The organism is Streptomyces sp. NPDC051963 (genome assembly GCF_044593495.1).
GTDB lineage: Bacteria > Actinomycetota > Actinomycetes > Streptomycetales > Streptomycetaceae > Streptomyces.
This window is the reverse complement of the sequence record NZ_JBIUCC010000010.1, coordinates 309,754-321,674: the sequence shown is the minus strand read 5'-3', so window position 1 is coordinate 321,674 and position 11,921 is coordinate 309,754. Positions and strand designations below refer to the sequence as shown.

At 71.9% G+C, this 11,921-nt stretch carries 11 protein-coding genes; 5 read left to right on the top strand and 6 right to left on the bottom strand.

Annotated elements, in window-relative coordinates:
* Positions 1-37: 37 nt before the first annotated feature.
* The gene (locus tag ACIHFB_RS38415; protein WP_365282632.1) at positions 38-1,564 is read right to left on the bottom strand and encodes a hypothetical protein; all 1,527 of its coding nucleotides are present in this window, start codon (positions 1,562-1,564) and stop codon (positions 38-40) included.
* 160 nt (positions 1,565-1,724) lie between these two features.
* Entirely contained in the window at positions 1,725-2,420 is a 696-nt protein-coding gene (locus ACIHFB_RS38410; RefSeq protein ID WP_400129322.1) for a GntR family transcriptional regulator, read from the bottom strand.
* Positions 2,421-2,593: 173 nt separating this feature from the next.
* On the opposite strand from ACIHFB_RS38410, the gene ACIHFB_RS38405 reads away from it, so the two are divergent.
* Genes ACIHFB_RS38405 through ACIHFB_RS38385 form a run of 5 tightly spaced genes read left to right on the top strand, consistent with a single transcriptional unit; the run spans position 2,594 to position 6,986 of the window.
* Entirely contained in the window at positions 2,594-3,895 is a 1,302-nt protein-coding gene (locus ACIHFB_RS38405; protein WP_365282630.1) for an MFS transporter, read from the top strand.
* Positions 3,892-4,713 (top strand): putative hydro-lyase, encoded by an 822-nt coding sequence (locus ACIHFB_RS38400; RefSeq protein ID WP_365282629.1) that lies wholly within the window; start codon positions 3,892-3,894, stop codon positions 4,711-4,713. The genes ACIHFB_RS38405 and ACIHFB_RS38400 overlap by 4 nt, the downstream gene beginning before the upstream one ends.
* A gap of 28 nt (positions 4,714-4,741) precedes the next feature.
* Complete coding sequence (locus tag ACIHFB_RS38395; protein WP_365282628.1) at positions 4,742-5,500, top strand: 5-oxoprolinase subunit PxpA; 759 nt, start codon at positions 4,742-4,744, stop codon at positions 5,498-5,500.
* A gap of 2 nt (positions 5,501-5,502) precedes the next feature.
* A complete protein-coding gene (locus ACIHFB_RS38390) occupies positions 5,503-6,120 on the top strand; it encodes an allophanate hydrolase subunit 1 (protein WP_365282672.1) in 618 nt (205 codons plus the stop codon).
* Positions 6,117-6,986 (top strand): biotin-dependent carboxyltransferase family protein, encoded by an 870-nt coding sequence (locus ACIHFB_RS38385; RefSeq protein ID WP_365282627.1) that lies wholly within the window; start codon positions 6,117-6,119, stop codon positions 6,984-6,986. The genes ACIHFB_RS38390 and ACIHFB_RS38385 overlap by 4 nt, the downstream gene beginning before the upstream one ends.
* Positions 6,987-7,125: 139 nt before the next feature.
* Here ACIHFB_RS38385 and ACIHFB_RS38380 read toward each other — a convergent pair whose 3' ends face one another.
* From ACIHFB_RS38380 to ACIHFB_RS38365, 4 genes are all read right to left on the bottom strand, one after another.
* Positions 7,126-7,986 carry an SGNH/GDSL hydrolase family protein gene (locus ACIHFB_RS38380; protein ID WP_400129321.1) on the bottom strand — a complete coding sequence of 287 codons (861 nt, stop codon included), beginning with the start codon at positions 7,984-7,986 and terminating at the stop codon, positions 7,126-7,128.
* A complete protein-coding gene (locus ACIHFB_RS38375; protein WP_400129320.1) occupies positions 7,983-9,149 on the bottom strand; it encodes a glycosyltransferase in 1,167 nt (388 codons plus the stop codon). The genes ACIHFB_RS38380 and ACIHFB_RS38375 overlap by 4 nt, the downstream gene beginning before the upstream one ends.
* Complete coding sequence (locus ACIHFB_RS38370; protein WP_400129319.1) at positions 9,146-10,276, bottom strand: glycosyltransferase family 4 protein; 1,131 nt, start codon at positions 10,274-10,276, stop codon at positions 9,146-9,148. The genes ACIHFB_RS38375 and ACIHFB_RS38370 overlap by 4 nt, the downstream gene beginning before the upstream one ends.
* Positions 10,277-10,415: 139 nt before the next feature.
* A complete protein-coding gene (locus tag ACIHFB_RS38365; RefSeq protein WP_400129318.1) occupies positions 10,416-11,834 on the bottom strand; it encodes a HEAT repeat domain-containing protein in 1,419 nt (472 codons plus the stop codon).
* Positions 11,835-11,921: the final 87 nt, after the last annotated feature.

Genomic DNA, 11,921 nt, shown 5'->3' with positions numbered 1-11,921 from the left:
AACTCCTTGGTCTTGTAACGCCCGCGCCCGAAAGACATCACGCGGCCTCCGTCCGATCCGCGGCCATCCCCACCGCGTCGAGCAATGCCGTCCCCACGATCAGATCGGCCCCACCGAACTCGGGATCATCCAGCTCGGTCCCGTCGTCCACGGCGAAGAGCAGCTTCTCCTCGCCCTGCCGATAGGCGGTCCCCACCGGCGGACTGGCCGCATGGACTGCCAACAGGGCCACCAGATAGGGCAGATCAGGGTCCAGCCGACGCGCGTCGACCAGCAGCCCCGACAACCGCCGAGGCGCGTCCGCGGGCAGATCGAGCAACTCCATGGCGGCCGCCAACTGCTCCTCGCTGAACCGACTGTCGTTCGGCGTGGCGATGAGATCAGGCTCGGGCATCTCCGCGCCGAGATGCTCCCGCTCCACCGGCGGGGTCAGCAGAATGTCCACGAGATCGCCCAGCCGAACGGCCACCGTGGTGCGCAGCCCGGTCCCCCGCGAGAAGAACGCGTCCGTCACCCGAACCGCCTGCTCCACCCCCAACGGCAGTACCGGCGCGACAAGATGGCCGTACAGATCGATCCCCGACGAGGTCATCGGCGTGGCGAAGGCCTGCCGGTCCTGCTCGGCCCGGAACAGCGGCCCGGCCTCCAGCAGTCGCGACTGCAACTGCGTGTGCCGCCGGATGCAGTCCTTGACGATGTCGACCAGCTCGGCGGCCCGCCGCTTCTGCTCGGGGTCCTCGGACTCGTCCCGCGCCTTGCGGATGTTGGTGAGGATCGCGTTCTCGTGGCGATACCGGTCGGCGACATGGTCGAGCGCCTCGGCGATCATGTCCGGCACGGCGCTGAGCCAGTCCACGGCGCGCACATTGCGCCGGGTGGCATCCAGCGCCCGCCGCAGTGTCTCGGAGTACTGCACGGTCCGATACCGGGCCTGCTCGGCCGCGAGCTGCGCATCCGCGAGCCGCCCGCGGTTGATCAGCACCTCCAACTTGACCTCTGCCGCGATCTGGGCGCTGGTGACGTCGGTGTCGAGGGCGCCCACCAGCACATTGACCGCTTCGTCCGTCGTACGGAGGTAGACGCTCCCGCCGGGCCCCGGCACCTCTTCGATCAGCTTGAAGTCGTAGTCCCGCCGCACATACGTGCCGTCCGGGGCGAATGTGCCGTAAACAGCCCGAAAGCCTCGATCGACGCTTCCGACGTTGATCAGGTTCTCCAGCACCCAGCGGGCCACCCGCTCATGCTCGACGACCGGCCGCTGCGGGGCCTGGGCGGCGATGCGGGGGATGAGCCGGGCGACGATCTGGTCGTGGTCGGCGCCGGTGTCGAAGTCCATGTTCAGCGTGACGAGGTCGATGGAGGCGAGGGCCACCTCCGCCATGCCGTACACCGAGTACTCGCCCGCGAGGTTGGCCTTGCGGGCGTCGAGGTCGTGCAGCGGCGCGGTGCAGGCGAGCGCGCGCAGCCGCCGCGCCAGTCCCTCGTCGGCGGCCGGGCCCAGTGCAGGGCGCGGCCCCGCGGTGAACTGGGGCGGAACACGGTCCGTCGAAGCAGGCGAAGTCACGGTGCACAGACTAGGTCCTCGGTCTGACAACGACCCAAACGACGCAGAATGCCTCCGGCGGTCGGCCGGGCGACTACCGGTCGTATCTCGTCTGCGGGCGGGTGGGGGGCTGGTCGCGCTCACGCGGCGGAGCCGCATATCAGATACAGCCCCGCGCCCCTCAGGTGTCCTCTGCCACCCTTCGCTTGTAGACCTCCACCACTCGCTCCAGCGAGTCGCTGAGATACACAGCCAGCAGCTTCTCGGCCTCGAACCGGTCGCCGTCCTGAAGCGCCTGGAGGATCTGCCGGTTGCGCGCCAGATAGGGCTCGTGGAGGCGCCGCGGGTCGTCCACGACGTGGAAGGCGAGCCGCAACTCGGCGAAGACGCTGCGCATCAGCTCGTCGGTGCGTGCGCTGTCGGCGAGGGCGACCAGCTCCCGGTGGAAGTGGATGTTGGCCGTTCCCACCTCTTTCCAGTCACCTTCGCGCGCCGCCCGCTGCCCCTCGGCGACGGCCTCCGCGAGTCCGTCCAGCGCGTACGGCGGCTCGCCCAGTCCGCGGACGACGGCGCACTCGACGAGGCCGCGGGTGCGGTAGATGTCCTCGACGTCCTCGACGGTCAGCACCCGGACGAAGACGCCCCGGTTCAGCTCGTGGACGAGCAGTCGTTCATGGGTGAGCAGCCGGAACGCCTCGCGCAGCGTGTTGCGGGAGACACCGAGGGCGCCGCCGATGCTGTCCTCCGAGAGGCGCGTCCCGGGCGGGAAGTAGCCCTCGGCGATGCGGCTCCTGAGGATGTCCGAGACCCGTTCGGCGGTGCTGGTGCGACCGAGAAGGGCGCGGTCGTCGGCCAGTCCCGACAGCTGCTCTGCCATGCCCGGAATTCAATCGCAGATACAAGAACGAAACAACATGGGTATTGAGGGATCGTTGAACGATCCTCTACGTTGCTACGAACGGCGCCGCCCCGCTCACCACGGTGCCGACGGCTTCCGCACGGCCCGGCTCAGTCCTCACGCACCCTCCGTCCTCCCTCTGCGAGGTGCCCATGAGTACGACCCCTCCACCGCAGGCCCTGACCACCGACGCACATCCGGCCACTGATGAACGCACCGCCGACGACGGCGCGTTGGGCTGGCTCCGCGCCCTGGGTCCGCGCGGCCGACGTGCCTTCGCCGGCGCGTTCGGCGGCTATGCCCTCGACTCCTACGACTACTTCACGCTGCCGCTGAGCATGGTCGCGCTGGCCGCGTACTTCGGCCTGAACAGCGGCCAGACCGGTCTGTTCACCACGGTGACGCTGCTGGCGTCCGGCATCGGCGGCGCCCTGGCCGGGGTGATGGCCGACCGGTTCGGCCGGGTCAGGGCGCTGATGATCACGGTGGTCACCTATGCGGTCTTCACCGTCGCCTGCGGCTTCGCCCCCAACTTCGAGTCCCTGCTGGTCTTCCGCGCCCTCCAGGGCCTCGGCTTCGGCGGCGAGTGGGCGGTCGGCGCGATCCTGGTCGCCGAGTACGCGAGCGCGAAGCACCGGGGCCGTACGCTCGGCGCGATCCAGAGCTCCTGGGCCGTCGGCTGGGCGCTGGCCGCGATCGTGTACACGCTGGTGTTCTCGGTCATGGACGACGACCTGGCCTGGCGCGTGATGTTCTGGACCGGCGCACTGCCCGCGCTGCTCGTCGTCTGGATGCGGCGCCGGGTGCAGGACGCACCCGAGGCGATAGCCGCGCGGAAGAAGAGCGCCGGGAAGGGCTCCTTCAAGGCGATCTTCAGGCCCGGTCTCCTGCGCACCACGATCTTCGCCGGACTGCTCTCCACCGGCGTCCAGGGCGGCTACTACACGCTGGCCACTTGGGTGCCGACGTACCTGAAGAGCGATCGCGGACTGTCGGTCGTCAACACCGGCGGCTATCTGACGTTCCTTATCTCCGGCGCCTTCCTCGGCTATCTGACCGGCGGTTACCTCACCGACCGGCTCGGCCGCCGGCGCAACATCTGGCTGTTCGCGCTGTTGTCGGCCGTCTGCATCGTGGCGTACGGGAACATCCCCAGCGGCGCCGACACCCTGCTCCTGGTGCTCGGCTTCCCCCTCGGGTTCTGTATGTCCGCGATCTTCAGCGGCTTCGGTTCCTATCTGAGCGAGCTGTACCCGACGGCAGTGCGCGGCGCCGGACAGGGCTTCACCTACAACGCCGGTCGCGCCGTGGGCGCCGTCTTCCCCACGACCGTGGGCTTCCTGGCCGACAGCTGGGGTGTGGGCGGAGCACTGGTCTTCGGAGCCATCGGATACGGGCTTGCCGCACTGGCGCTTCTCGGGCTTCCCGAGACGCGCGGGAAGGAGCTGGAGTGAACCGCACGGTGGACCGCCCCCTGACCCTCGTCGACGAGCACGCGCACGCGTGGAGCCCGGAGAACGCCCGCTACCGCTTCCGCGCGGGCCTGACGGGCGCCACCGCGGGGGTCGCCTCGGGCCACACGCAGGCCAACCTGATCTCGGTGCCCGCGGACTGGGCGTACGACATGCTGCTGTTCTGCCAGCGCAACCCGAAGCCCTGTCCGGTCCTCGACGTCACGGACGCCGGGTCCTGCACGACGGTCCTGGCGGACGGCGCGGATCTGCGCACCGATCTGCCGCGCTACCGGGTGTGGGAGCACGGCGAGTTGGTGGACGAGCCGACCGATGTGCGCGGGCACTGGCGGGGCGACCTGGTGTCGTTCCTGATCGGGTGCAGCTTCACCTTCGAGTGGTCGCTCGCCGCGGCGGGGGTCCCGATCCGTCACCTCGAACAGGGCCGCAACGTCCCGATGTACGTGACCGGCCGTCAGTGCCGTCCGGCCGGACGGCTGCGCGGTCCGCTGGTGGTGTCGATGCGGCCGGTGCCGCCGGAGCACCTCTCGGCGGCGATCCGGGAGAGCAGCCTGCTCCCGGCGGTGCACGGCAGCCCCGTACACTGCGGCGATCCGTCGGGGCTCGGCATCGACGACCTCGACCGTCCCGACTTCGGCGATCCGGTGGCTGCCGGACCGGACGACATCCCGGTGTTCTGGGCCTGCGGAGTGACCCCGCAGGCCGCGGTGATGGCGTCCCGCCCGCCGTTCGCCATCACGCACGCACCGGGGCAGATGTTCCTCACCGACGCCCGCGACGCGCAGTTCCGCGTGGCATGAACAGTGACACGAGCACCAGAGGGGACCGATGACCGCGATCGATCTGAACGCCGACCTCGGCGAGGGCTTCGGCCGCTGGCGGCTGACCGACGACGAACAGCTGCTGTCCGTCGTCACCAGCGCCAACGTGGCCTGCGGCTTCCACGCCGGGGACGCGGTCACCATGCGGCGGGTCTGCGAGCTCGCGGCCGAGCGCGGCGTACGGATCGGAGCCCAGGTCGCCTACCGCGATCTGGCCGGGTTCGGACGGCGCGCGATGGACGTGCCGGCCGCCGAGCTGGCGGCCGAAGTGGCCTACCAGATCGGCGCCCTGGAGGTGTTCGCCCGCGCGGCCGGCACGCGCGTGTCGTACGTCAAGCCGCACGGCGCGCTCTACAACCGCGTCGTGCACGACGAGGAGCAGGCCGGCGCGGTCGTCGACGGTGTGCTCCTCGCGGACGCCTCACTGCACGTGCTCGGACTGCCCGGCTCGCGTCTGCTGGCGCTGGCCGGGAAGGCCGGACTCCCGGCCGTCACGGAGGCGTTCGCGGACCGCGCCTACACCGAGGAGGGCACGTTGGTGCCGCGCGGGCAGGACGGCGCCGTGGTCACCGACCCGGACACCGTCGTGGAGCGCTCGATGGACCTGGCCCGCTTCGGCGTCGTCACCTCCCGCTCCGGGTCGCCCATCGAAGTACGGGCGCAGTCCTTGTGCCTGCACGGGGACACGCCCGGCGCGGTGGAACTGGCCCGCCGGGTCCGGGCCCGACTCCAGGAGTCGGGTGTCCGGGTGGAGGCCTTCACATGAGCATCAGGGTGCTGCCCGTCGGTGACAGCGCCCTGCTCGTCGAGGTCGCTTCCGGCGACGAGGCACAGGCCCTGCACGCGGAGCTGCTGCGGCGCCGCGCGGACGGCTCGCTCTCCGTGGGCGAGATCGTCCCCGCGGCCCGCACGGTCCTCCTCGACGGCCTCGCCGATCCCGCCGGACTGGCCTGCGAACTGGCCGCAACCGAACTGCCGCCCACTCCCCCACGCGCGCGTGAGGTGATCGACCTCCCGGTGCGCTACGACGGCCCGGACCTGGCCGACGTGGCGGCGCACTGGGGTGTGGCCGAGCACGAGGTGGCCCGCATCCACGCGGAGACCGAATTCTGCGTCGCCTTCTGCGGTTTCGCGCCCGGCTTCGGGTACCTCACCGGGCTGCCGGAGCGCTACGACGTCCCACGCCGGGCCACGCCGCGAACCGCCGTCCCCGACGGTGCCGTGGCGCTCGCGGGCCGCTACACGGGCGTGTACCCGCGCTCCTCACCCGGTGGCTGGCAGCTGATCGGCACCACGGACGCCGTGCTGTGGGACCACGCGCGCGTGCCGGCCGCGCTGCTGTCACCGGGCACGCGCGTCCGTTTCGTCCCGGTGGGGCACTCATGACGGACCGTGCGCTCGTCGTCGTACGAGCCGGGGCGCTGACCACCGTGCAGGACCGCGGGCGTCCCGGACACGCGCACCTCGGGGTGCCCCGCTCCGGGGCGCTGGACGGTCCGGCGGCGGCCGTCGTCAACCGCCTCGTCGGAAATCCGCCGGAGACGGCCGTCCTGGAGACCACGCTCAACGGCTGTGCCGTGCGCCCGCGTTCGACGGTCACCATGGCGGTCGGAGGCGCCCCCTGCCCCGTCTCGGTGGACGGCCGCCCGGTCGCCTGGGGCGCACCGGTGCGCGTGCCGGCCGGGTCAGTACTGGACGTCGGTTTCGCCGCCTCCGGCATACGCAGCTATCTGGCCGTCACCGGCGGTGTCGCCGTCGAGCCCGTGCTCGGCAGCCGCTCCACGGACCTGCTCTCCGGACTCGGCCCGCCACCGCTCACGAACGGCACGGTACTGCCCCTGGGACATCCCTTCGGACCGCACGCACGCGTGGACGTCGCCCCGCAACCGGCTCCCCCGGCCGAACTCGTACTCCACGTGACGCTCGGCCCGCGTGACGACTGGTTCACCCGAGAGGCGCTCCGCACGTTCACCTCACGGCCCTACCGCGTGTCCGCCTCCAGCAATCGCATCGGCCTGCGCACCGAAGGGCCCACCCTGGAACGGGCCCTCCCCGGTGAACTCCCCAGCGAGGGCATGGTCCTGGGCGCGGTCCAAGTACCCCCCGACGGCCACCCGGTGATCTTCCTGGCCGACCACCCGACGACGGGGGGCTACCCCGTGATCGCGGTGGTCCGCCGGACCGACCTACCACCAACGGCACAGGCGGCCCCTGGAACCCCCATCCGCTTCGTACCCATACGCCGCCACTGACCCCCTGCGCGTCACCTTCGGAGCCTCACCGACATACGTTGCGTACCCGCGCTCCTCCAGGGGCGCGGGGAACTGCGCGACCAGCCCCAACGCACCCGCAGACAGCGACGGCCCAACGCCCAACGCCCAACCAGCGGAGCTAAGCCGCATCAGGCTCCGGCCGCTGGTCCAGCTCCATCGACAGCGCCGCCAGCGCGGCTGACACCGCATGTGCCGCCCGCAGATCGAGCTTCGCGCTCGTCCCGCGCGCACGGTGCCGCATCTCGTCGACGGCGAGCGTCAACAGGTTCGGCAGCAGATCGGTGCACCGCCGGATCACCCAGGCCGTCCCCGCGGTCGCCAGCCACAGCAGGCTCGCCGACTTGGTGGGAGCCGCGAACTCGGGCTCCCGGGAGGGTGCGAAGCCCTTGGCGACGCCGGCCCCGGCCAACAACCCGTGGAACCGCAGCGCCAGCTCCCGGTGCCCGCGCTCGCTGGGGTGCAGCCGGTCCGCGCTCCAGATCGCCCGGTCCTGGATCCAGTCCTCCTCGGCGGCGTGCAGATGCACGACTCCGTACCGCTCGGACAGCGCATGGACCACGGCGTTGACCGCGCGCTGCCTCCGGGCCAGCGGGCGGGCCAGCGAGCCCGGCAGCCTCAGCATCGAACCGGGGTCGGGCAGACAGGCCGTGAGGATGACCGTGCCCTGGGCGGCGAGGGCCGCGTACACCTTGTCGAGCCGTTCGGCCACGGCGTGGATGTCGAAGGTGCAGCGCAGCGTGTCGTTGACGCCGATGACGACGGACGCCACGTCCGGCCGCAGGTCCAGCGCGGCGGGCAGCTGGCGTTCCAGGACGTCGCGCGTCTGCGCCCCGCTCACGGCGAGGTTGGTGAACTGCGCGGGCTCCGCACTGAGCCCGTCAGCGAGCAGCGCGGCCCAGCCACGCCAGACTTTCCCGACGGGATCGCCCACCCCCTCGGTGAGCGAATCGCCGAGGGAGACGAAACTCAGCGGTCTCATATCACACGCTCCGGCACGACCCGATGCACCTGACCCGTCACCACCGCGTCGTGCGCGGCAAGGAACGACTCGACTGCCGCACCCCATCCGAAACACTCGGCACGCGCGCGTGCCGCCTCCCGCCGGTCCGTCTCGGGCCGCTCCAGCAGCATGTCCACGGCGTCCGCGAAGGCCGCGCCGCGATCCGCGGCGGTGGCCCCGGCGGAGCCGATCACCTCCGGCAGCGCCGACGACGCGCTCGCCACCACGGGCGTGCCGCACGCCATCGCCTCCAGTGCGGCGAGCCCGAAGGTCTCGGCGGGTCCAGGCGCCAGGCACACGTCGGCGGACGCCTGGAGCGCGCCCAGCCGGCCACGGTCCTTCAGATGGCCCAGGAAGGTGACCGGAAGCGAACGCTCACGCGCCCGCTGCTCGAGACGCTCCCGCAGGGGACCGTCACCGGCCACGACCAGCCGCACCCGGCGCCCGCGCCGGACCAGCTCCTCGGCGGCGTCGATCGCGGTGATGGGGCGCTTCTCCACCGACAGCCGGGAGCACATCACCAGCAGAATCTCGTCCATGCGCGCGTACTCGGCACGCAGAGAGGCATCCCGCAGGGCAGGGTGCCGTTCCATCACATCGACGCCCAGCGGGGCCCGTACGACGTTGCGCGCCCCGATCCGCACGAACTCGCGCTCCGCGAACTCGGTGGTGCACACGACCCGCGAGTACGTGTGCGCCGTACGGACGTTGATGGCGTCGGCGGTCCGCCGGGACAGGTTCTCCGACAGGCCCCAGGTGCGCAGGACGCCGTCGGCGGTCTCGTGGGAGACCATCACGGCGGGGACCCGGGCGCGGCGTGCCCACTTGCCGGTCCAGCGCAGCGTCGTGCGGTCGGAGACCTCCAGGCGGTCGGGGCCCAGCTCCTCCAGGAGCTTGGCCACGCGCCGCTTGTCGATGAGCACGCGGTAGCCGCCGGTGCCGGGCAGCACCGGCCCGGGCAGGGTGATCACCCGGCCCTGCTCGGTCTCCCGGTCGGAGTACCGCTCACCCGGCACGATCAGCACGGGCTCGTGCCCTGCCGCCTTGAAGCCCTTGCCGAGTTCACGCAGCGCGGTACGCAGACCGCCTGATGCGGGCGCGACGAAGTTCGCCAGCCGCACGATGCGCAATGACTCGCTCACGCCGCCACCACCGTCTTGTTCCGTGTCTTGAGCACCTGGGCATAGTGCCCGATGAGTTGGTCTCCGACGGCCGCCCACGTGCGGCCCTCGACCATGGTGCGCGCGGCGGCGCCGTATTCGGCCCGCAACGTGGGGTCGGCGGCCAGCGTCTGCACCGCGTCCCGTACGGCGCCCGCGTCGCGCGGCGGGACCAGCAGCCCGGTGCGCCCGTGGGCGACCAGGTCCAGCGGACCTCCCGCGGCGGGCGCGATGACCGGCACACCGCTCGCCATGGCCTCCTGGACGGTCTGGCAGAACGTCTCGAAGGGGCCGGTGTGCGCGAAGACGTCGAAGGAGGCGAAGATCCGGGCGAGGTCCTCGCCGGTGCGGCGGCCGAGGAAGACCGCGCCCGGCAGCGCCTCCTCCAGGTTCGGCTGACTGGGTCCGTCGCCCACGACCACGACACGGACGCCGGGCAGTGCGGAGGCACCGGCCAGCAGTTCCACGTGCTTCTCGGGGGCGAGCCGCCCGACGTAGCCGACGATCAGCTCACCGTTCGGGGCGAGTTCCCGGCGCAGCTTCTCGTCCCGGAGGTCGGGGCGGAAGCGGACGGTGTCCACGCCACGCTGCCAGAGCTTCACCCGGGGCACTTCGTGGGCCTCCAGGTCGGTCAGGGACACGCTGGACGGCGCGAGGGTGAGGTCGGCGGCGGAGTGGACGGAGCGGATGCGACGCCAGGCCGCGGCCTCGCCGGCGCCCACATAGGTGCGGGCGTATCCGGCCAGGTCGGTCTGGTAGATGGCTACGGCGGGGATACCGAGCCGGGCGGCGGCGGCCATGCCGCGGACGCCGAGGATGAAGGGGCTTGCCAGGTGGACGATGTCCGCGCGGTGCTCGATGAGCGCCGCGGCGAGGCGCCGGCTGGGGAGGGCGACGCGGACCTGGGGGTAGCCGGGGAGCGGTAGGGAGGGGACGTGGACGACGGGGCACGGCGAAAGGCCGGCCGCCTTGTTCCCGGGAGCGGGAGCCGGGGCGACGACGATGGGGGCGTGACCGCGATCGACGAGGTGTCGGGCGGTCTGGAGCGCGCAGTGGGCCACGCCGTTCACGTCGGGGGGAAAGGATTCGGTCACGATGACGACACGCATACGGGTGTTGTCGCCGTACTGGACGTGGTCGCGTCAACGTGGATCTTTCCCAACGGCGAACGACTCGTGAGCGTTCCGCTGCCCACCCGAGCAGGCCAGATCGCGTCCATGCCCGTCTGACCCGCGAGTCACCTCGTGTTCACACAGCGGGCGCGTCAGGGCCGATTCGGCTGCGTACGGCTGTCTGGACCTCGGCCTCCTCCGCGGGGTCCGCGGCGAGCCTGCGGAGCTGCTCCACGACCCGGGCATCGCCGGTCTCGGCATGCCGGGCGGCGATCTCGCGGGTGGCTTCCTCGCAGTCCCAGAGGCATTCGACGGCGAATCCCGCGGCGAAGGACGGGTCGGTGGCGGCCAGCGCACGGGCGGCCCGACCACGCAGATGGGATGACGCGGTCTCTCGGTACACATGGCGCAGCACGGGTGCCGCACAGAGGATGCCGAGCCGTCCGGCGCCGTCCACCAGGGTCCACAGGGTCGGCGCGTCGGGCCCTTCGCCCCGTACGGCCTCCCGCAGCGCACCTAGGACCAGATCCCGGTCCCCGGTGCCGCCCCGGCAGGCGAGCACCCGTCCGGCGGCGGCGCCCAGGGCGTCGGGCCGGTGGGCCCAGCCGCGGGCCCGGTCGACCGCGGCGACACTGCGCATCCGTTCGAAGGCGTCGACGGCGGCCTCCACGACAGGTGTCGAGCCGGTGGCCACGGCGCCGTCGATCAGGTCGAGGGCCTCCCGGTCGTTGCTGTCGGCGAGGTAGCGCAGCGCCGTGCAGCGGGCGCCCTCGCTGCCGTCCTTGGCGGCGGCGACGATTTCCGGCCGGTCCTCGGGACCGGCCACGGCGGTGAGACAGCGGGCGGCCGGAACATGGAGAGCCACTCCGCGTTCGACGCCCTGCTGGGCCCACTCGAAGACGGCCTGCACGCTCCACCCGGGGCGTGGGCCGGTCGGCCGCATCTGGCGTTGCCAGCGGTCGAAACAGCCGGTCTCCTGGGCGGCACGCACGCGCGTGGCGATGGATTCGCGGTGATCCTCGGCCCAAAGGCGCCATGGCCGCGGCTCGAAGGCGTCGCGTACGGCGGCGGACAGTTCGGCCTCTCCCTCGGCGTCGGCCGGGAAGCGCGCCAGGACGGGGGCCGCGAGGGCACGCAGACCGGCGTCGTCGTCGCGCAGGGCGAGCTCGTCCAGGGCCCAGGCCCAGTTGGAGCCCGACGCCGCGTACCTGCGCAGCAGTCCCAGGGCGTCCAGCCTGCCGTACGAGGCGAGATGGCCGAGGACGGCCAGGGCGAGCCCGGTGCGTGACTCCTCGGTGTCGAGGGCGTCCTCGACGTCGAAGAGGTGGGCCTCGATCTCGTCCAGCTCGCCGTTCAGGTCGAGATAGAGCCGGGCGTAGTACAGGGAGCGGTTCTCCACCTGCCAGTCGTGGCGGGGGTCGAGCAGCACGCAGTGATTGAGTGCCGCGAGCGCTTCGGCGCGCGGGGCGGTGAGCGCGTGCAGTGTGCCGTCGCCGCGGCCCCGCTGGAGCAGGCCGAGCAGCGTACCGCTGGGCGCTATGACCGGATCGAACATGGGAAACAGCCTCACATCAAGCGTCGACGCAACCGGGATCTTGCTCTACCTGGCCGCGTGACAACACGTCGGGGCGCCCGCCGTTTC

Coding starts and splice junctions, on each gene's coding strand:
- ACIHFB_RS38365 (WP_400129318.1), bottom strand. CDS start 11,834: ATGTTCGATCCGGTCATAGCGCCCAGCGGTACGCTGCTCGGCCTGCTC.
- ACIHFB_RS38380 (WP_400129321.1), bottom strand. CDS start 7,986: ATGAGACCGCTGAGTTTCGTCTCCCTCGGCGATTCGCTCACCGAGGGG.
- ACIHFB_RS38385 (WP_365282627.1), top strand. CDS start 6,117: ATGACGGACCGTGCGCTCGTCGTCGTACGAGCCGGGGCGCTGACCACC.
- ACIHFB_RS38370 (WP_400129319.1), bottom strand. CDS start 10,276: ATGCGTGTCGTCATCGTGACCGAATCCTTTCCCCCCGACGTGAACGGC.
- ACIHFB_RS38405 (WP_365282630.1), top strand. CDS start 2,594: ATGAGTACGACCCCTCCACCGCAGGCCCTGACCACCGACGCACATCCG.
- ACIHFB_RS38395 (WP_365282628.1), top strand. CDS start 4,742: ATGACCGCGATCGATCTGAACGCCGACCTCGGCGAGGGCTTCGGCCGC.
- ACIHFB_RS38410 (WP_400129322.1), bottom strand. CDS start 2,420: ATGGCAGAGCAGCTGTCGGGACTGGCCGACGACCGCGCCCTTCTCGGT.